The organism is Parvularcula mediterranea (genome assembly GCF_013085255.1).
In the GTDB taxonomy this organism is placed as follows: domain Bacteria; phylum Pseudomonadota; class Alphaproteobacteria; order Caulobacterales; family Parvularculaceae; genus Parvularcula; species Parvularcula mediterranea.
Genome location: NZ_JABFCX010000002.1, coordinates 1,265,776 through 1,285,275, shown reverse-complemented (window position 1 = coordinate 1,285,275; position 19,500 = coordinate 1,265,776). Strand labels below are relative to the sequence as shown.

Annotated in this window: 20 protein-coding genes and 1 other RNA gene; 13 read left to right on the top strand and 8 right to left on the bottom strand. The window is 63.8% G+C overall.

Features of this window, described 5'->3' with window-relative positions; translation table 11 throughout:
• Positions 1–42: 42 nt before the first annotated feature.
• Genes HK107_RS06845 through tkt form a run of 3 tightly spaced genes read right to left on the bottom strand, consistent with a single transcriptional unit; the run spans position 43 to position 4,262 of the window.
• Complete coding sequence (locus HK107_RS06845; protein WP_173197940.1) at positions 43–1,239, bottom strand: phosphoglycerate kinase; 1,197 nt, start codon at positions 1,237–1,239, stop codon at positions 43–45.
• Between the two features lie 60 nt (positions 1,240–1,299).
• Positions 1,300–2,307 carry a type I glyceraldehyde-3-phosphate dehydrogenase gene (gene gap, locus HK107_RS06840; RefSeq protein ID WP_173197938.1) on the bottom strand — a complete coding sequence of 336 codons (1,008 nt, stop codon included), beginning with the start codon at positions 2,305–2,307 and terminating at the stop codon, positions 1,300–1,302.
• A gap of 2 nt (positions 2,308–2,309) precedes the next feature.
• Positions 2,310–4,262, bottom strand: a complete 1,953-nt coding sequence (gene tkt, locus HK107_RS06835; protein ID WP_173197936.1) for a transketolase — start codon at positions 4,260–4,262, stop codon at positions 2,310–2,312.
• A gap of 56 nt (positions 4,263–4,318) precedes the next feature.
• Here tkt and HK107_RS06830 point away from each other — a divergent pair, with 56 nt between their 5' ends.
• From HK107_RS06830 to HK107_RS06810, 5 genes are all read left to right on the top strand, one after another.
• Entirely contained in the window at positions 4,319–4,594 is a 276-nt protein-coding gene (locus HK107_RS06830; RefSeq protein WP_173197934.1) for a hypothetical protein, read from the top strand.
• A complete protein-coding gene (locus HK107_RS06825) occupies positions 4,587–4,895 on the top strand; it encodes a cell division protein ZapA (RefSeq protein WP_173197932.1) in 309 nt (102 codons plus the stop codon). The genes HK107_RS06830 and HK107_RS06825 overlap by 8 nt, the downstream gene beginning before the upstream one ends.
• A 104-nt stretch (positions 4,896–4,999) precedes the next feature.
• Positions 5,000–5,956, top strand: a complete 957-nt coding sequence (locus tag HK107_RS06820) for a hypothetical protein (RefSeq protein ID WP_173197930.1) — start codon at positions 5,000–5,002, stop codon at positions 5,954–5,956.
• A 59-nt stretch (positions 5,957–6,015) separates the two neighbouring features.
• A non-coding RNA gene (gene ssrS / locus HK107_RS06815) (6S RNA) lies at positions 6,016–6,173 on the top strand.
• A 15-nt stretch (positions 6,174–6,188) separates the two neighbouring features.
• Positions 6,189–6,770, top strand: a complete 582-nt coding sequence (locus tag HK107_RS06810; RefSeq protein WP_173197928.1) for a 5-formyltetrahydrofolate cyclo-ligase — start codon at positions 6,189–6,191, stop codon at positions 6,768–6,770.
• A 6-nt stretch (positions 6,771–6,776) separates the two neighbouring features.
• Here the strand turns inward: HK107_RS06810 and HK107_RS06805 are convergent, their stop codons facing one another.
• Both HK107_RS06805 and HK107_RS06800 read right to left on the bottom strand, forming a co-directional pair.
• Positions 6,777–7,067: an SEL1-like repeat protein gene (locus tag HK107_RS06805; protein WP_173197926.1), complete on the bottom strand. Its 291-nt coding sequence runs from the start codon at positions 7,065–7,067 to the stop codon at positions 6,777–6,779.
• A gap of 236 nt (positions 7,068–7,303) precedes the next feature.
• Positions 7,304–8,002: a VPLPA-CTERM sorting domain-containing protein gene (locus tag HK107_RS06800; protein WP_173197924.1), complete on the bottom strand. Its 699-nt coding sequence runs from the start codon at positions 8,000–8,002 to the stop codon at positions 7,304–7,306.
• Positions 8,003–8,396: 394 nt separating this feature from the next.
• On the opposite strand from HK107_RS06800, the gene radA reads away from it, so the two are divergent.
• The 3 genes from radA to purF are packed head-to-tail and all read left to right on the top strand — an operon-like array spanning position 8,397 to position 11,807.
• Positions 8,397–9,746 (top strand): DNA repair protein RadA, encoded by a 1,350-nt coding sequence (gene radA, locus HK107_RS06795; protein WP_173197922.1) that lies wholly within the window; start codon positions 8,397–8,399, stop codon positions 9,744–9,746.
• 31 nt (positions 9,747–9,777) lie between these two features.
• Entirely contained in the window at positions 9,778–10,299 is a 522-nt protein-coding gene (locus HK107_RS06790; protein ID WP_173197920.1) for a CvpA family protein, read from the top strand.
• A gap of 44 nt (positions 10,300–10,343) precedes the next feature.
• Positions 10,344–11,807 carry an amidophosphoribosyltransferase gene (purF, locus tag HK107_RS06785; protein WP_233061158.1) on the top strand — a complete coding sequence of 488 codons (1,464 nt, stop codon included), beginning with the start codon at positions 10,344–10,346 and terminating at the stop codon, positions 11,805–11,807.
• Between the two features lie 3 nt (positions 11,808–11,810).
• Here purF and HK107_RS15830 read toward each other — a convergent pair whose 3' ends face one another.
• Entirely contained in the window at positions 11,811–12,914 is a 1,104-nt protein-coding gene (locus HK107_RS15830; RefSeq protein WP_173197916.1) for an HWE histidine kinase domain-containing protein, read from the bottom strand.
• A gap of 113 nt (positions 12,915–13,027) precedes the next feature.
• On the opposite strand from HK107_RS15830, the gene HK107_RS06775 reads away from it, so the two are divergent.
• From HK107_RS06775 to HK107_RS06755, 5 genes are read left to right on the top strand one after another with little or no spacing between them, the layout of a single operon-like run.
• Entirely contained in the window at positions 13,028–15,007 is a 1,980-nt protein-coding gene (locus HK107_RS06775) for a heme lyase CcmF/NrfE family subunit (protein ID WP_173197914.1), read from the top strand.
• Entirely contained in the window at positions 15,004–15,357 is a 354-nt protein-coding gene (locus HK107_RS06770) for a cytochrome c-type biogenesis protein (RefSeq protein ID WP_173197912.1), read from the top strand. Before HK107_RS06775 ends, HK107_RS06770 begins: the two co-directional genes overlap by 4 nt.
• On the top strand, positions 15,357–15,962 hold the full coding sequence (locus HK107_RS06765; protein ID WP_173197910.1) for a YdcF family protein: 606 nt from the start codon (positions 15,357–15,359) through the stop codon (positions 15,960–15,962). The genes HK107_RS06770 and HK107_RS06765 overlap by 1 nt, the downstream gene beginning before the upstream one ends.
• Positions 15,963–15,973: 11 nt before the next feature.
• A complete protein-coding gene (locus tag HK107_RS06760) occupies positions 15,974–16,669 on the top strand; it encodes a lysophospholipid acyltransferase family protein (protein WP_173197908.1) in 696 nt (231 codons plus the stop codon).
• Entirely contained in the window at positions 16,666–17,568 is a 903-nt protein-coding gene (locus HK107_RS06755; RefSeq protein WP_173197906.1) for a DUF2125 domain-containing protein, read from the top strand. Before HK107_RS06760 ends, HK107_RS06755 begins: the two co-directional genes overlap by 4 nt.
• Here HK107_RS06755 and hisC read toward each other — a convergent pair.
• Together hisC and HK107_RS06745 are read right to left on the bottom strand one after the other, a co-directional pair.
• Positions 17,565–18,659 carry a histidinol-phosphate transaminase gene (hisC, locus tag HK107_RS06750; RefSeq protein ID WP_173197904.1) on the bottom strand — a complete coding sequence of 365 codons (1,095 nt, stop codon included), beginning with the start codon at positions 18,657–18,659 and terminating at the stop codon, positions 17,565–17,567. The two genes, HK107_RS06755 and hisC, sit on opposite strands and share 4 nt — an antisense overlap.
• 32 nt (positions 18,660–18,691) lie before the next feature.
• A complete protein-coding gene (locus tag HK107_RS06745) occupies positions 18,692–19,441 on the bottom strand; it encodes a class I SAM-dependent methyltransferase (RefSeq protein WP_173197902.1) in 750 nt (249 codons plus the stop codon).
• Positions 19,442–19,500: the final 59 nt, after the last annotated feature.

Sequence of the window (19,500 nt, the reverse complement as noted above, 5' to 3'; positions counted from 1 at the left end):
TGAAGGCCCCTTCTGGCGGGGGCCTTTCGAGATGGTTTATGGTTATTTTTCGAGCGGCTTGAGGCCCGGAAGCTCTTTGCCTTCCATCCATTCAAGGAACGCGCCGCCGGCTGTCGAGATGTAGGTGAAATCCTCGGTCACCCCGGCCATGGCGAGGGCCGCAACGGTATCCCCGCCCCCTGCGACCGACGTGATCTTGCCTTCCTTGGAGAGTTTGGCCGCGAATTTCGCGAGCTCCACGGTGCCCGTGTGGAAAGGCTCGGTCTCGAAGGCGCCCAGCGGGCCGTTCCAGATCAGCGTCTTGCAGCCTTCGAGCGCCGCTGCGTAGCTATCGACCGAGTCAGGGCCCAGATCGAGGATCATCTCATTCGGTTGGACCTCGTCGGCCGCGCGGACCTTGGTCGGCACTCCGGCCATGAACTCCTCGGCCACGACAACGTCTTTCGGCAGCAGGATCTCGCAGCCCGCATCGGCGGCCTTCGACATGATTTCCTGTGCGGTCGGGACGAGGTCAGGCTCGGCCAGCGACTTGCCGATCTCCATGCCCATGGCGAGGAGGAAGGTGTTGGCCATGCCGCCGCCGACGACGAGCTTGTCGGCCTTGTTGATGAGCTCGTTGAGGACATCGAGCTTGGTCGAGACCTTCGCGCCGCCAACGACCGCCATCATCGGGCGTTCGGGGTTGGAGAGCGCTGCTGCGAGATAGTCGAGCTCCTTTGAGAGCGCGAGACCTGCCGCGGAGGGAAGATGTCGCGCGACGCCTTCGGTCGAGGCATGGGCCCTGTGGGTCGCGGAGAACGCATCGTTCACATAGGCATCGGCGAGCGAGGCAAGATCAGCGGCAAAGCCCGGATCGTTGGCCTCTTCACCCGGATGGAAGCGGGTGTTCTCAAGGACGTAGATGCGGCCGTTCTCCATCGCATCGACGGATTCCTTCGCACGCGGACCAATAGTCGCCGGAACGAAGGTCACCTTGCGCCAGAGAGCGTTGGCGAACTCCTGCACCACCTGCTCGGTGGACATTTCGGGGTTCTCTTCGCCCTTGGGGCGGCCAAAGTGCGAAAGGACGATGACCTTCGCGCCCATATCGGCGAGGGCCTTCACGGTGGGTGCCGCGGCCTTGAGGCGGGTCGTGTCGGTGACCTCGCCGTCCTTCATCGGGACGTTCAGGTCGACGCGAACGAGGACGCGCTTGCCCTCAAGATCGCCAAGGTCTTCGATTGTTTTGTAGGTTGCCATGCTGATCAATTCTCAGATGGCGGCGACGCGGCGAAGCCGCCGCTCCGCCGCGCGTTGGTGTTAGAGATATTTCGCCATCGCAAGAGCGGTATCGGACATCCGTGTCGAGAAGCCCCACTCATTGTCGTACCAGCTCAGCACACGGACGAGGCCGCCATCGACGATCTGGGTCTGGGCCGCAGCGAAGGTCGAGGAGTGCGGATCGTGCATGAAGTCGCCAGAGACCAGCGGCTTTTCGGTGTAGCCAAGAACGCCCTTGAGACGGCCTTCGGAGGCTTCCTTCATCGCGGCGTTGATGGCTTCGACCGAGGTCTCCTTGGTCGGCACGAGCTTGAGGTCGACGACCGAGACGTTCGGGGTCGGCACGCGGATCGACGAGCCGTCGAGCTTGCCTTTCAGCTCAGGGATCACGAGGCCCAGGGCCTTGGCAGCACCGGTCGAGGTCGGGATCATGTTCTGGGCCGCGGCACGTGCACGATAAAGATCCTTGTGCATCGTATCGAGCGTCGGCTGGTCGCCGGTGTAGCTGTGGATCGTCGTCATGTAGCCGCGCTCGATGCCGCAGACTTCCATGAGGACCGAAGCCACCGGAGCGAGGCAGTTGGTCGTGCACGAACCGTTTGAGACGATGCGGTCATCGCCGTTCAGGATGTCGTGGTTGACGCCGTAGACGATGGTTTTGACATCAGCCGTGGAAGGAGCCGAAACGAGAACGCGCTTTGCACCTGCATCAAGGTGAGCTTGCGCCTTGTCCGGCGCGGTGAAGATGCCGGTGCATTCAAAGACGATGTCCACGCCCTTGTCGCCCCATGCGAGGTCGGCAGGGTTGCGCTCGGCGGAGACCTTGATGGTCTTGCCGTTCACGGTGATCGAATCGTCCGTGGACGAAACATCCATCGGCAGGCGGCCGTGCAGCGAGTCGAACTCGAGGAGGTGCGCATTGGTCCCGACAGGGCCGAGATCGTTGATGGCGACCACTTCGATATCGTCGCGGCCGTTCTCCAGCATGGAGCGCAGCGCGAGGCGGCCGATGCGGCCAAAGCCGTTGATGCCAACTTTCACGGTCATGTTCAGTTCCCTTCGATCAAGCCGCGGACTTTCGACGCGGCATTTTTAGCAGTGATACCAAAGTGTTCGTAAAGCGCCTTATAAGGACCGGACGCGCCGAAGCCTTCCATGCCGAGGAAGCCCCAGGAGACGCCGCCAAGGCCGAGAAGCTCGCCCCAGCCCATCTGGATGCCCGCCTCGATACCAAGCCGCGGCTTGGTCCCGAGCGTATCGGCGATATACTTGCCGTCCTGCTTCATGAAAAGCTCAGCACACGGAAGCGACACGACGCGAACAGGATGGCCTTCGCTCTCAAGCTGGTCAGCAGCCGCGAGAGCGATTTCAACCTCGGAACCCGTAGCAACGATCGTCGCCTTGTAGCCTTCCGCATCGCGCAAGACGTAACCGCCCTTGGCGGTGAGGTTCTCGTCAGCGTTCTGACGGACCGTCGGCAGGCCCTGGCGAGTCAGCGCGAGGCCTGACGGGGCATCAAGCTCGAGCGCGCAGGCCCAGGCTTCTGCCGTCTCCACTTCATCCGCCGGGCGGAAATAGTGGAAGTTCGGGATGGCGCGCAGGGCCGCGTGGTGCTCCACCGGCTGGTGCGTTGGGCCGTCTTCGCCAAGGCCGATCGAGTCGTGGGTCAGCACATAGATGACCCGCTGCTCCATCAGCGCAGAAAGACGCATCGCGCCGCGCATGTAATCAGAGAAGACGAGGAACGTGCCGCCATAGGGAATAATCCCGCCATGAAGGGCAAGGCCGTTCATGATCGCCGCCATACCGTGCTCACGGATGCCGTAGTGGAGGTAGCGTCCGGCCGGGTTCTCTGCGTCGAGAATGCCGAGGTCCGCAGTCTTCGTATTGTTCGAGCCCGTGAGGTCAGCCGAGCCGCCTACCGTCTGCGGGATCGCGGCGTTGATCACGTCGAGGCAGTTCTGGGACGCCTTGCGCGTCGCAACGGCCTTGCCCTCGGAGGCCACTTTCTTCGCGTAGTCACCTAGCGCGGCGACGGCAGCGGCAGGATCGCCCGTCATCTGCACCTCAAAGGCGTCCTTGTTCGACGAGCCAGCCAGCTTGCTCTCCCAAGCGATGCGCGCGGCCTCGCCGCGGGTGCCCGCTGTGCGCCAGTCGGAAAGAACGTCTTCAGGGATGTCGAAAGGCTCATGGCCCCAACCGCGGCTCTCGCGCGCCGCCTTGATGGCTTCCGCGCCAAGGGGCGCACCATGGGAGCCAGCCGTCCCGGCCTTGGCGCCCGCGCCTTTGCCGATGGTGGTCCGGCACGCGATCATCACCGGGCGGTCCGAGGTCTTCGCCTCGGTGATCGCAGCGTCCACGGCATCCATGTCGTGACCGTCAACGGCCATCGTCTTCCAGCCCGAGGCTTCGAAGCGCTTCAGCTGATCGGTGGAGTCCGAAAGGCTGACGGCACCGTCGATGGAGATGCCATTATCGTCCCAGAGAACGATCAGGCGGTTGAGCTTCTGGTTGCCCGCGAAAGCGATCGCTTCCTGGCTGATCCCCTCCATGAGGCAGCCATCGCCAGCGATCGTGTAGGTGTAGTGGTCGACCAGCTCTTCGCCGTATTTTGCCCGCAGATGAGCCTCCGCCAGAGCGAAGCCGACGGCGTTGGTGATTCCCTGTCCGAGGGGTCCAGTGGTCGTTTCGATGCCCTTGGCATGGCCAAATTCGGGGTGCCCAGCCGTTTTCGAACCGATTTGACGAAAATTTTTCAGTTCCTCGAGGGTCATGTCCTCGAAGCCCAAAAGGTACAAAAGCGAGTAGTGAAGCATCGATCCGTGACCTGCCGATAGGACAAATCGGTCACGATCTGCCCAGTCCGGACGGCTTGAATCGAACTTCATGTGCCGTGTGAAAAGAACGGTAGCAACATCCGCCATACCAAGGGGCATTCCTGGATGACCGGACTGCGCCTTCTCCACCGCGTCCATAGAAAGAGCAGCGATGGCCGCCGACATTCTCGAAAAATTCTGCTCTACTGCCACCTACCGACCTCCATGTCTCGGAGGTGTCGATGCCCCGCCTGTCAGCAGGGGTCAAGGCAACTTGGAGGCTTGAACATGATTCAACTTATGTTCATTCCAGTAAGATGAACCGACTCGAAAAAGCAGAGCATCGATTCCTCGATACCCTATCCCGGGTAGAGGCAGAGCTGTCACGCGGAGCCGCCGCAAGGGCGGAAGCTGCCAACAGTCTCGAGTTGATCGACAAGATAGAAAAAAGAGCGGAAGCGGCGCTCCGGCAATTGCGCGATGTGATCCGCCAAGGAGAAGGAGCGCAAAGTGGCTGAAGTCAGCATTCAGATTGGCGGCGCTGCTTATGACCTCGCATGCGATGACGGCGAAGAGCGGCGCCTTGAGCAACTCGCCCACGATTTCGACAAGCGGGTGGGCGAAGTTCAATCGCAGCACCAGTCCCTAGGTGAGAGACACGCTGTGATCATGGCGGCCCTCGCCGTTCTCGACGAGTTTGACGAAGCGAAGAACCGCTGGGCCAGCATCACGCCCGAAGGCGCCGCGGCCGAATGGGCCGCCGACCGCCTCGACCGCGCCAGCGCCAGGCTCGAGCAGGCTCTGAACGCTTCGGTCTAAACCGGCAGGAGCCTTCCGCTCCTTCATTTTGCGGCTTCGGCGGCATCGCACTAGGTTCCCTTGGAGGACCGCCTCCATCGCGGCGCGTCCCGGTGGAGTTACCGATGCCCCAGTCCCTCCTTCTTGCTATTGTTGCCGTGCTCTCCGCTGCGATTGGCGCGAGCCTGACCGCAGTGGTCATGGAGCAGCCGCCCAGCGCGACGGGCGGAGCGCGTGATGCTGCCATGCTGGGCGCAAGCGATCGTGGGCCTGGCACGGATGGGCCTACGGCTGACGCATCGGTTCAATTCGAGATCGCCGAAGAGCTGGCAGAAGACGAAGACGCCCCCTCCCGGTCCGTCTGCCTTGCGAGTTTTTCCGAGGAGGAGCGCCGGCTTCTACGCCGCGCCGAGCGTTCGCGGGAGCGCAACGGCTACCACCAGACCATAACCTCTCTCCGTCGCGAGAAGAAGTTCGACGAGGCGGTTGAGCATGCACTTGCGCGCTGGGACGAGCCCGCGAAAGATGAGCGTACGGCGAGGCGATATCGGCATGACGTCATCCGTGCCCTCGCACAGCTCCGCAACGAGAGCCCCCGTGCTGACCGCGAGCTCGAACGGATCCAGAATGATCACGCATCAGAATATGCCATGTACGGAGAGCGGGAGGCGTTCGAACTCGCCTATTCGGCGGCGACCCACCGCGACGATGGCCCCGTGGTCCTCGACCTGATCCGCAGCGCTTCGGGCTTTGGGGACAGCGCTCCCGCGGCCCGCGCCGTGAGGCGACACCTGGATGTCGTGCTTGAGGCCCACGATGCGGGAAGGCTGTTGGAAGAGCTCGAGCGGCCTCAGGATCTCTCGATCGACCTCGTGCAGTCGGCATCCAACACCCGGCAGCAAATTGCGCAGTATCGCGGAAACCGCCGCGCGATCGAGAATCAGCGCGACTACTGGGCCAGGCGCTACAACCGGTTGGAGCGGATGGCCTCGCTGCTGGAGGGCTCCGGGCGCGCGGAGGAGGCAGCCAAAGTCAGGGAGCACCTGTCCGAATTTCGCGAGATGACGGACGAACTCCTCTGATGCGGCGGCATTCCCGGCGCTCCCGCCTTGCGGACCGCGGTCCCGCGCCCTAGCTAACACCTTCGCTGCCCGGCCCGTCAGGACATCTTTCCCCGGGGCCTTACAGACTTCGTAGGGAGCTGCCTCTGGCCGGGACCGTGGTCCCTTTCACGCGGCGCCCACCTGTACCTTCGGGTCCAGGGCGAATCACATGTCCAACGGCCGGTGCGGCTCATTGATCAAGGAGGGCGCGATGCTGCCTCCCCTTCCCCTCGTCCACTGGAAGAAAGCGTTCCGCGAGCGCGCCAAGGCGGGCCGGCGCGATGCTGCCGCACGGCAACCCAACGCAGGAAATTTTGCCGCCAGCCACTTCATGATGCGCCTCGAGCCCGGTGAAGGAAGCGCGGTGGCGCTCTACCATCCCAAGGGCGACGAGCTCGACACAGCGCCCCTCGCCGAGGCCCTGTCGAAGGCTGGCGTCGCGGTTCTGCTACCGGTGGTGGAGAAAAAGAACGCACCGCTGAGCTTCAGGCTCTTCGAGGTGGACAAGGGCCTCGAGGAAGGCCCCTACGGCATCATGCAGCCCGGTGAGAGCTGCCCCGTCATGCGGCCGGACATCGTGGTGACGCCGCTGCTCGCGGTCCGGCCCGATGGAAGCCGCCTTGGTATGGGCGGCGGCTATTACGACCGGACGCTCGAAGCCTTGCGGGGCTCAGGCGAGGTGGTTGCGATCGGCTATGGTTACTCCGCCCAGATGATGGACCGCTTCCCTGTCGGTCCCACCGATCAGAAACTCGACGGTTTCGTCTCGGAGCAGGGCTTCGTCAGATACTGAGACTGCTCAGGCAGCGGGCGTGACAGCCGGACGGTGCTTGCGCAGCCATTCGCGCGCATCGCGCTGGGCGGCGGCAACCTGGCGGCTGTCCATCTCCTCGGTGATCTGGCGGCGGTAGAACATGGCTTCTTCGTTGCCCTGGAGAGCTGCGAGGTTGAACCATTTGTGGGCCGCAACGAGGTCAACGCCCCCGCCTTCGACACCGGTCGAAGCCTCGATACCCATCCGGTACATCTCATCAGCCGAGGGAACCCGCTCTGCCGAAAGGATCTCTTCAATACGCGTCTCGATCGACATGTCAGCCTCCCTGAATCGTCGTCGTCAAAGTTAATCTTGAGGAAGACTGTGGTTCTGAAATGAAGATCGAGTGAATGCTCTATTTACCCTCGCTTCAGGGAATAGAAAGCGCCTGTTAACAAGGGAAAACACGCGTTAACCATAGTATTGGCAGGGTTTCGTTGACCTGTCTCAACACAAAGTAAAAGGGGCCCCGGAGGGCCCCTTCTCAATCATCTGTGTAGGGATGAGTATTCTTAGTTCTTACGGAACCGGCGGAAGGCTGCGAAGCCTGCCAGGGCCGAGGCCAGAAGCGGCGCACCGGCCGGAAGCGGGATCGCGGTATCCGTGACACCGATCAGGTCGATCGTCAGGTCGAATTCCGGATCACCCTCGACTTCGAAGAAGAGGCCAACGATCTGGGTGATGTCGACGCCACCGCCGACCATCGGCATCAGGTCGGAGAAGAGAAACTCGGTCACACCGAGATCTGCAGCTTCGATCGACTGGGACGTCGTCGAAATGTTGCCGTTCACGTCTTCCAGCCCGAAGGTGAAGGTCGCGGTGCCATCAGCACTGAGGACGTCGACCTGGAAACGCTCGTTGAAGCCCGGAAGGTCGAAGTTGGCGGTGCCTGCTTCGCGAGCGAACGTCAGCGTCGAAAGGAACCCGACGTTTGAGTCGCCCGAGAAGGCCGCGACGCTATTACCGATGCGGACGCTCGCGCCAGCACCCGGAGGAACCGGGCCGTTCTGGAAGGCTTCGACCTCAACGGTGCGGTTCCAGTTGACGTTGGCAGCGACCGGGCCATCCGTTTCGGAGCCGTCACCGAAGCTCGCGTCTTCAACCGACTGAGCCGTGTCGAAGTCGTCGACAATGATCGTGTTTGCGAATGCGCTACCGGTCGCAAGGACAGCTGAGGCAGCAACGCCAGCAAGGATATTCTTGAGTTCCATAAGAGACCCCTCTCTTTTGCTCCTCTGAAGAACTCATCGCCACCCACCGAAGATGACTTCTAAAGCCCGTCAGACTTGATTGGACGAGAACAAGACTTCTGCCTCGCTCACGAAAAAGTTACTTAGAGATCACGGACTCGTGATCAGCTTATTCTTTGAGCTAGAGTGACCCACCACTCCATCTGCACTTGGCGTGACAGAATGGTTGGGTACGCGCAACGGCCTCAACAGGGTTTACGGCAGCTAAATGACCCATTTTCGGACACATAAGCGTGAGGTCCCAAAGTGGCTCTCCCCATGCGTGTGTGCGGCGCAGCAAATGCGTCTCAAGGGTGTGGAAATCCGAGTGTTTCAAGGGGAGTGGCGCTAACCGCCAATCGCGTTACTGAAGAGCATGGCGCGCGCATCCACATCCTTCGTCTGTCAGTCCTGCGGGAGCACCTACTCACGGTGGCAGGGCCGCTGTGACGATTGCGGGTCTTGGAACACGATCGAACCGGAGGAGGCTGCCCTCGCTGCGCCGTCCTCTGGGAAGAAGACCAAGGGACGCGGTCTGAACCTCGAGAGCCTGGCAGGCGAGAGCGCGCCTCCGCCGCGTTTCCCGACAGGCGCAGCGGAGTTCGACCGTGCGCTCGGCGGCGGGCTCGTCCCCGGTTCAGCGCTGCTCGTTGGCGGGGACCCGGGGGTCGGCAAATCGACCCTCCTTCTCCAGACCGGCGCGTCGATCGCGCGGTCGGGTAAGAAGACCCTCTATATATCGGGCGAGGAGGCGCTCGATCAGATCCGCCTCCGCGCGACACGCCTTGGTGTCGCGAAAGCGCCGCTCCAGCTCGGCATCGGCACGGCGCTGAAGGATGTCCTGCAGACGGTGAAGGCGGCCAAGCCCGACGTTCTGATCATCGATTCGATCCAGACCATGTGGTCCGACGACCTGCCCTCGGCTCCGGGCACTGTGGCCCAGGTCAGGACCTGCGCGGCGGAGCTGACCCGTTTTGCCAAGAACGAAGGCTGCACCGTCATCATTGTCGGTCACGTCACCAAGGAGGGCCAGATCGCGGGCCCCCGGGTCGTGGAGCACCTCGTCGATGTCGTCCTTTATTTTGAAACTGAGCCTGGGCGGAGCTTCCGCCTCATCCGCGCGGTGAAAAACCGCTACGGCCCCGCCAACGAGATAGGTGTCTTCGAGATGCAGGGTGCTGGCCTCATCGAAGTGCCAAACCCCTCCGAGCTGTTCCTGGGCGAAGCCGACGAAGACACGCCGGGCACGGCTGTCTTCGCAGGCACCGAGGGCTCACGCCCGCTTCTCTGCGAGTTTCAGGCGCTGGTGCTCCCCAGCCAGCTCGCCCAGCCACGGCGGGCCGTCGTCGGTTGGGACTCAGGTAGGCTCAGCCAGCTACTCGCCGTCCTTGCGGCGCGCAGCAATTTCGACTTCGGCAGGGACGATGTCTTCCTCTCGGTTGCCGGTGGCCTGAGGATCACGGACCCTGCCGCCGATCTGGCAGCAGCCCTCGCGCTCATGTCGGCCAAGGAGGGAAAGGCAATCCCTGCCCGCACCACAGCGTTCGGCGAGATCGGCCTGTCGGGCAAAATCAGAAGAGCTGCCCAGGCCCCGATGCGCCTGTCGGAAAGCTACAAGCTCGGCTTCGTCCGGGCCGCGGGCCCAGCGGACATAGAGAGCGACGCCGTCGCCTGCGTCGGCTTCTCGTCTCTTCACGAAGCCGCCTCATGGTTAGGTCGCGCTTGATCCCGGAGCGACTCCGCGCAAGGGGAAAGTCGTGACGCGCTTTGACCTCCTCGTCCTTCTTTTCCTCGCCGTCTCCGCCGGCATCGGCTGGTTCCGCGGCGGCATTAGGGAAGCCGTGACCCTCGCGGCCATCGGCGCAGGTTTCGTTGCGATCAACCTCTTTGCAGGGCCCGTGACCGACGCGGTCCCTGGCGTTCTCAGGAAGCTCATCGCCATCGCCGGGCTCTTTCTCGCAGGTGACCTTCTCGTGTCGATCTTCGGGGCGGTCCTCGTGCGCAAGTATTTCGGGCGGGATCCCACGCGGAACGACAAGATCGCAGGGGGGCTTTTCGGCCTCGTCCGCGGCTGGGTCCTCGCAGCTTTCGTGCTCTTCACGGTTCAGGTCTACCATGAGGGGACCGAGCTACCGCCCATGATCGCCAAGTCTCTCTTCGCGCCAGCCCTCGACGGCACGGCGCAGTCCCTTATCCGCAAAGGTGATGTTTCCTTCACGGAATTGTCAAAGCCGGATTTTTGGACCATCTCCCCAATCAGCGAATTCAGCGGGACCTGAGCATGCGCCACGCCTCATCATTCCTACGGAGCGAGAAAGCCCGAATGCTTTCCGCGCCGATCCTTCCCCGTGCCCTCAATGAGGAGTGCGGTGTCTTCGGTATCATCGGCCATGACGGACCTGCAGCGCCCATCGTCGCGCTCGGCCTCCATGCGCTCCAGCACCGGGGACAGGAAGCGGCAGGCATCACGACCTATCATGATGGCCAGTTCCATTCGGACAAGCAGCTCGGCCTGGTCGCCGATCACTTCAATGCCGAAGAGGTCCTCGCGAAGCTCCACGGAACGTCCGGCATCGGCCACACACGCTACTCGACCACTGGCGAAAGCAGCCTGCGCAACGTCCAGCCGCTCTATGCCGACCTCGACCGCGGCGGCATCGCGATTGCGCACAATGGCAACCTCACCAATGCCCGGAACCTGCGTCAGGAGCTGATCTCCAAGGGATCGATCTTCCACACGACCTCTGACTCAGAACTCTTCGTGCAGCTGACCGCCCTCTCCCGCGGCCTGACGATGAGCGACAAGGTCATCGACGCGGCCCGCGCGGTGGAAGGCGCCTTTGCCCTGACGGTCCTGACCCGCGATGCGCTGATCGGCGTGCGTGACCCGGTGGGCATCCGCCCGCTGGTGCTCGGCAAGCTGGGCGATGCCCATGTGCTGGCGTCGGAAAGCTGTGCCTTCGACCTGATTGGCGCGGAGTTCATCCGCGATGTGGAGCCCGGCGAAGTGATCGTCTGCGGGCGCGACGGCTCCCTCGTCTCGCGCAGGATCTCCGCAGAGGCGAAGAACCCCCGGCCCTGCATTTTCGAGCTCATCTACTTCGCAAGGCCCAACAGCTTCGTGGACGGAGAAAGCGTCTACGACATCAGGAAACGCCTCGGCCGGACCCTTGCCGAAGAGTCTCCTGTCGAAGCCGACATCATTTCACCGATCCCTGACTCAGGTGTTCCGTCTGCGATCGGTTTCGCCCAGGCGAGCAATGTCGATTACGAGATGGCGCTGATCCGCTCGCACTATTCAGGCCGGACCTTCATCCAGCCTGACCAAAAGGTCCGCGAGATGGGTGTCGCCCGCAAGCACTCAGCCAACGCAGGCGTCGTCCGGGGCAAGCGCGTGGTCCTTGTCGACGACAGCCTCGTGCGCGGCACCACCAGCCGCAAGATCATCAAGATGATCCGCGATGCGGGCGCCAAGGAAGTCCACCTGCGCGTCGCCTGTCCGCCGATCACGCACCCTGATTTCTACGGCATCGATACGCCGTCCAAGGATGAACTTCTCGCCTCGAACAATACGGTCGAGGAGATGCGCCAGCAGATCGGCGCGGATAGCCTCGCCTTCCTGTCCCTCGACGGGCTCTACAAGGCGCTCGGCAAGGGACCGCGTGACGGCGACGCTCCAGCGTTTACGGACCATTGCTTCACGGGTGATTATCCGACGAGCCTGATCGATCAGGACAAAACCGAAAGCCGGATCGAACAGCTGAGCTTCCTGCGCGAGGCCCGCTAGGCGTCAGGCTGGCGGCATGACATTGGCGGCGGAAATCTCCGCCCGCCAGACCGCGCCATCTCCTGAGAGGTCGAGGACGCTCCGCCCACCGATTTTCTGGGTCGCGAGCGGTCCAAGGACGACCGTGCCGAACCCCGACGGTTTGCCGTTGGGGACCTCAGGCTTCGGCCCGCGGCTTTCGAGCCATTCGAAGTGGACGCTGCCGCCTTCCATCAGCTCCCACGAGATGTCGACCCGCCCTCCGGGCACGGACAACGACCCGTGCTTGATGGCGTTGGTCACGAGCTCATGGGTGGCAAGGCCGATTCCTTCGGCGGCATCGCCTTTCAGCGCGACCTCAGGACCGTGGCAGCGCACGCGGTGATCATCATCATTGAAGAACGCCGCGAGCTGACGCTCGACCAGCGCCCTCACCGGAGCGCCCTTGCCTGCGGCCTCGAGGATAAAGGCCTGCGCCTTCGAAAGCGCGCTCAGCCGGTCGAGGAGGTTGGTTCGCGCCTGCTGGAGATCGTCAGCCTGGCCGATGGTCCGTGAGGCAATGGCCGATGCGACCGCAATGACGTTCTTTGTCCGGTGGACGCTTTCCTTCAGCGAAGCCCGCTCCCGCGCGAGGGACCGCTGCAGCTCAAGAAGCTTCTCCGCCTGCTTGCCGAGAAGCCTCAGGTCCTGAAGCTGCTCCTTCGACAGACCCTCGGGCCGTGGTTTCTCGTCAATGACGCAGAGGGTGCCAAGCGGCAGGCCCTCGCCTGCGATCAGCGGCACGCCGGCATAGAAGCGGACATTGGCGTCGACCCCGCAGAGCGGATTATCGCTGAAGCGCGCATCATCCATCGTGTCAGGGATGACCAGCGGCTCGTCCGACAGGATCGCATGGGCGCAGAGGGCATGGTCCCGGTGGGTCTCGGTCTCGTTGAAACCGACCTTCGATTTGAACCACTGCCGTTCCGCATCAACGAGGCTGACGAGGGCGATCGGCGTGTCGCAAAGCCGCGATGCAAGGCTTGCCAGCGCGTCAAAAGACGGGTCTGCGCCCGTGTCGAGCACGCCGTAGCTCTGCAGCGCCATAAGCCTTGCGACTTCGCGCGGATGGAATTGGGCCCTCACCATTTCGTGAATTTACCTCAAAGGAGGGTTCCGAATCCAGAGAAATGGTCCGAAAAGTTCCAGATGCGGCACCAGTTTGCTTGCAGTTGGGGCCTTCACGGGGCACCTCTCCCGGCATGAGTGTAAGCCTTCTCGGCACCCTTCTTCTGAGCCTCGCCATCCTCGCCTCGCTCGGCATGAGCGTCGCGGGTCTCGTCCCTGCGCGCAGTCCCCGGATGACCGCGCTGGCGGGCACCGCATCGATGGCCTGTTTCCTCGCGATCCTAGGCGCCTTTGGCATTCTGATGAGCGCCTACGCCGCCACGGACCTCAGCCTTCTGAATGTGTACCTCAACAGCCATTCCCTGAAGCCGCTGGTCTACAAGCTGACCGGGACATGGGCGAACCATGAGGGGAGCCTCCTTCTCTGGCTTCTGGTGCTGGCAGCCTTCGGCGCGGCGATGGCGTTCGCGCCGGGCAAGAAGGACGAGGAGCGCCGCATTGCGCTCGGCGTTCAGGGCCTCCTGACCCTGAGCTTCCTGCTCTTCACGCTCCTGACGTCGAGCCCGTTCGTCAGCTACCCGGCGAACTGGCCAACCCCGATCGACGGGCAGGGCCTCAACCCGCTTCTCCAGGATCCCGGTCTCGCGATCCATCCGCCCACGCTTTATGTCGGCTATGTCGGCCTATCGGCCGTCTTCAGCTTCACCATCGCCGCCCTGGTCCGGGGCGAGCTTGGCCGCGCGTGGGCGAGGACGGTCAGGCCGTTCCTTCTCTTCGCATGGGCCGCCCTCACCCTCGGCATCGGGCTTGGCGCGTGGTGGGCCTATTACGAGCTTGGCTGGGGCGGGTTCTGGTTCTGGGACCCGGTCGAGAACGCATCGCTCATGCCCTGGCTTGCAGCGACCGCGCTCCTCCACTGCGTCATGGTCGTCGAGCGCCGGGAGGTGCTCAAGCCCTGGTGCGCGGCGCTGGCGATCATCGCTTTCGGCGCGTCGCTCCTCGGCGCGTTTCTCGTTCGGTCAGGCATTGTCACCTCGGTCCATGCCTTCGCCAATGATCCCGAACGCGGTGTCTTCCTTTTGTTGATCTCAGCCCTCTTCACCGGCGGCGGCTTTATCCTCTTCGCCATGCGCGGTGGGGCGTTGGTGAAGGACGCCGCCTTCGAGCCCGTCAGCCGTGAGGGCGCGCTGGTCCTCAACAATCTCCTTTTTGCAGTGCTGCTCTTCACCGTGTTCCTTGGCACTTTCTGGCCGACGGTGATGGAGGTCTCCTCCGGCACGCGAATCTCGGTCGGCCCGCCCTATTACAACCTGATGGCTGCGCCCCTCGCTCTCGCGATGGCGGCAACCCTGGCCTTCGGCCTGCTCATCCCGTGGAAGAAGCGAGGCCGGGGCGCGTGGAAGAAGCCTTACGCGATCATCCTTGGTGGCGGCCTCCTCGGCGCGCTGGTCCTGACGTTTGTGCTGAAGGGCTCGGCCTACGCCTATATGGGCTTCGCCGCGGCCATCCTCATCCTCGGCGGCGTGATCGCTGATCTCGCGCGCAAGGCTGGCCTGCCCGGCAACGCGCCCGGCGCCGCGCTCCAGCGCCTTGGCAGCGTCAGGCCGGCGAGCTGGGGCGCTGTCCTCAGCCACACAGGGCTCGCGCTTCTCCTCCTCGGCGCCACCGCCAGCTCAGTCTTCCAAGCCGAGACCCGTGCGGTGATCGGGCCGGGCGAAAGCCTCTCGATCCGTGGGCTGACCATTGAATATGAGACACGCCTCGCCACCCGCGGACGGAACTACATCGCGGAGATGGACCGGTTCAAAGTCAGAAAAGACGGCCGCGCGATTGAGACCCTCTACCCCTCGCGCCGGTACTACCCAGCCGCCGATCAGGCGACGACCGAGGTGGCGATCGTCAGGCACGGCCTCGGCAATCTCTACCTCGCCTCAGCCAACGGTCAGGGGCTTGGCGACAAACGCATCGTCAGGGCCTATGTCCATCCGCTGATTCACGTCCTCTGGGGAGGCACGATCCTCGTGGCCCTTGGCGGCTTCGTTGCGGCCTTCGCACCGTTGCGGCGTGAGCCCTCCCGTGCGCAGGCTCCCGGGGCCCAGGGCGCGCCCGCATGATCCTGCCCGCGCTCCTCTTCCTTGCCGCAAGCCTCGCACCCCAGGAACAGGCCCGCGCGGACGCCATTGCCGAGGACATCCGCTGCCTCGTCTGCCAGAACCAGTCCGTTGCCGAGAGCGAGGCGGAACTCGCCAAAGTCATGCGCGCCCTCATCGAGGAACGCGTGGCCGCTGGCGACAGTGATGACGAGGTCCGACGTTACCTGACCGACCGCTACGGGCAGGAGGTCCTCCTCCGCCCCGCCGTGTCGGCAGGCAATGCGCTCCTGTGGGCCGGGCCGATCATTGCTTTGTGCGCTGCAGCGCTTTGGGCCTTCTCCCTTTTCCGGCGCGGCGCTAAGGCGCGCTGATGACCGGCATCGATTCGATCATCAAGGCCGCCGCGGGCCTCGGCGCACTTGCGACCATGGCCCTTGTCGCAGGCTTCTTCGCCTTCTGCGCCCTCCTCCCGAGGGCATCGGACGGGGCGAGCGCGGGCTTCTCCCAAGAAGGCGCGGCCCAGCGCGGCATTGTCGTCCTGACCGGCGACCGTGGGCCGAGGATCGAGCGGGGCCTGGAGTTGCAAGCCGCTGGCTATGCCGAGCGCGTCCTGATCTCCGGCGTCCACCCCCAGACCACCAAGGGCGATCTCTCCGATATTCCTAATGCGGACGTTCTCGCCTGCTGCGTGGACCTTGGCCCCTGGGCACGGACCACCCGGGGTAACGCGATCGAGAGCCGTGACTGGCTGATGCGCAACGGGTTCGACGAAGTGCTGCTCGTGACGTCTGACTACCACCTCCCCCGCGCGCGCGCAGAGCTTCGCCATTCGGCCCCCGATATCGAGATCATCGGCGTCCCCGTGGCCAGCCGCGTTGCGCCGGAGTTCGGGTGGATGAGCGAGCCCCGCGCCTGGAAGCTCCTCGGCGAGGAATATCTCAAGTTCCTCTTCGTCCAGCTGCGTTCGATGGTCTGATCACCATGCAGATGATCCGGTCATCCCTCTTTGTGGTGTTCTTGTTCGTCTTCTCGTTCATCGTGGGCGCGCTGACCTTCCCCGCGCTCCTCAAGCGCGAATGGTCGATCGCTGTCTCGAAATTCTGGGCAAGCGGGCTCCTCGGTGCACTGAAGGTTCTCTGCAGCGTCGATGATGTGGTCGTCGGGAGGGAGAACATTCCCAAAGGCGCAGCGCTCATTGCCGCCAAGCACCAGTCCATGTGGGAGACCCTGAAGCTCACGGTCCTCCTGCCCCGGCCGAGCTTTGTCCTCAAGAAGGAGCTCAAGCACTGGCCGATCTTCTCGTGGTACTGCCGGGCCAACGGCTTCATCTTCATCGACCGGGACGCAGGGGCCAAGACGCTCCGTGACATGACGGCCCAGTCGAAGGCCCGCCTCCTCGAAGGCGCGCAAATCGTCATCTTCCCCGAAGGCACGCGCAGCCTTCCAGGCCAGCGCCTGCCCTACCAGCCGGGCGTCGCAGCCCTCGCTAAAACGCTCGGTGTGCCAACAATCCCTGTAAGCCATAACTCAGGCGAGCACTGGGTCCAGCCCGGCCCTGAAAAGCTCCCCGGCACCATCACCATCCAGATCCACCCCGCCATCGACGATGCGAGCAACCGCCGCGCCTACCTCAAGGCCGTGGAGACCGCGATCGAGGGCCCTGACGAAGAGGTCGTCGCGTGAAAAACCGCCTTGGACTGATCATTCCCTTCGCCCTCCTCGGCGTCTTTGCCTTTGGCTACACGGTCCTTTGGAACAAGGGCGCCGACGCGATGAAGGCCGAGCTTGCCGCCTTCGCAGACCGCGAAGCCGCACAGGGGCGAAGCTTCACCTACGAGACGATCGACGTTGATGGCTTCCCCTTCAACCTCCGCGCCGCGATCGCGGGTGCTGACTGGCAGGGCGAGCGCACCCGGTTCCAGGCTGAGGAGCTGATGGTCGCGACCCTGCCCTATGACGTCAGCCGCATCCTCTTTGTCCCGCGCGGAGAGCAGGTGCTGACGGCCTTCGGTACCGACTATGATCTTGAGGCGGAGGATCTTGTCTTCAGCCTCGAAGGCGACTTCATGGCCGCGCAGGGCGCAGGCATTTCGCTTACCAGCGAGGCGCGCACCGTGACGGTCGGCGAGCTCATCGCCAACCAGCAAAGGCTGGGCCTCGGCCGCGCTATCGCTGTCTCCGTCAAGGCTGCGGAGTTTGGCGGCGAGGAGCAGGTGCAGGTCCCCTACTTCGACATGGCCGCATCGCGCGAGGCCAATGTCTTCACCGTCGCAGCCGCAGACCTCGGCATCCGCCGCGCTGATGATCCCTCGCCAACCCAGCTCGTTGCCAAAGGTGCTCTTCAGACGGATGATCAGGGCCTCCTCAACGGTGAGCTCGAGATCAAGTTCAAGAACGAGCCGCCGCTCCTCGGCGTCCTTGCCGAGACCGGCGCCATCTCGAACGGAGAAGCCAGCATGGCTCGCCAGATCCTCGGCTTGCTGACGGACAAAGGGACGAAGGAGCAGACCCTGCCTCTCACCGTCGATGAAGGCGAGGTTCGCCTCGGCCCCGTCTCGATCGGCGAGATCCCGCCGCTTTAAGCGTCGAAGCTCTCAGCCGCCGCGAGGAAGGCGTCATTGGCCTCGCGGGCACCGATCGACACCCGCACGAAGGTCGGAAGGTTCGAGCTGGCCGTCGAGCGGATGAAGACGCCCGCCTCCTCCTGATGCTTCAGGAACGCCCGCGCCCGGTCTTCCGTACCGAGATCGATCAGGATGAAGTTCGCGAGGGTCTCGCGCACCTCGAAGCCGCGCCCGCGCAGCCTCTGGGTCAGCCGCGCCATATCCTCGAAATTGTGCCTACGGTTCTCCTCGACAAAGCCCTGGTCGGCGAGCGCTGCCTCGGCCCCGGCAAGAGCCGGCGCGTTGACGTTGAACGGCCCCCTGACGCGGTTCATCACGTCGATCAGGGCAGAGGGCACATAGCCCCAGCCGACACGCATCCCGCCGAGCCCGTAGATCTTGGAAAAGGTGCGGGTCATGACGACATTGGCTGCGCCTGAAGCTTCGGCCTCTTCGACCAAAGCAAGACCGCCATCATAGTCATCGGCCTCGACATACTCCGCATACGCTCCATCGATCACGAGAAGTACGTGGGGCGGCAGTTCCTCACGCAGGCGCCGCACCTCGTCCGACGGCAGCAGCGTGCCCGTGGGGTTGTTGGGGTTGGCCAAGAGAACGACCTTCGTCCGCTCACTGACCGCCGCCAACAGTTCATCGACGTCGGCGGTGAGGTCGTCTTCCTCCGCCATGACCGGCTTGCACCCTTCCGCCTTGGTCAGGATCGGATAATAGGAGAAGCCGTGCCGGGTCATCAGGACCTCGTCACCGGGCTCAGTGAAGCACTTCACCGACAGTGTCAGGACCTCGTCCGAGCCGTTCCCGACGATGATCCTCTCCGCATCGATGCTGTGAAGCTTCGCCAAAGCCTCGCGCAGGCCCGTCGCCGATCCGTCAGGGTAGAGATGAAGCGCGCCAGCAACCTCGCGCGCCGCCTCGATAGCCGACGGCGCAGGGCCCAGCGCGCTCTCATTGGAGCTCAGCTTGTAGGTCTTGCCCTCGGCCTTCGATTTGCCGGGGACATAAGGCGAGATATCGAGGAGCCCCGAACGCGGGGTGGGTCTTGTGGTCATGGCCTGCCCATGCCGAAAAACCGGGAGCTTTGCTAGTCTTCCGCCCGCTCACGCTCGGCGGCGAGGCCTGCGACCCGGCGTCCCGGCCTGGCGAAGATCGGCCCCAGCACCTCGGCCTTCGAGCCAGAGACAGGCGCCGCCAGCGACCGTCGCGCCTCGACCATCACCACGCCTGCCACATTGGGAAGCGGCACCCGCAGCGGCTCCAGCCGCTCCGCCATACGCTCCCACAGGGGGGCGAAGCGCATGAGCTGCCTGATCGGCGGGACATAAAGCGCAGAGGCATGGGCCGTAGGGGCGAACATCGACCGGCCAAGGAGCTTCATCAGCTGCCGCCGGGAATAGGCCCTGCCTGCCGCGAAGGGCGAGTTCTCGATCAAGGTCCAGAAGCCGTGGCGGTTGGCGGCGATGATCACCAGCCGTCCATCATCGGTCAGGACCCGCCACGCCTCACGCATGATCCGGCGCGGATCGCCAGCCTCTTCAAGGCCGTGGACGATCACCAGCCTGTCGACCGACGCCTCCGCCAATGGCCAATTGTCCTCGTCCACCAGCACATCCCTGCCGCCCGCCAGCGCCCCTGCCGACGCAGGCACGAGGCTCGCCCGGCGCGCAGCCTTCGGGAAGGCTTCGAGGAACAGGTCGGAGAACCCAAAGCCAGCTACCGTCAGGCCCTCAAGCTCTCCCCACGCATCGACCAAGCGCTGACGCACGCGATCCTCCGCCACTTTGCCAAGGCGGCCTTCGTAGAAATCCCTGAGCTCTGTGCTCTCGGTGCGCAAAGGATGCGGCTCCTCGCCGGTGGCCCTCGGGGGTGAGAGCCTCTAGGTCCATCAACTTA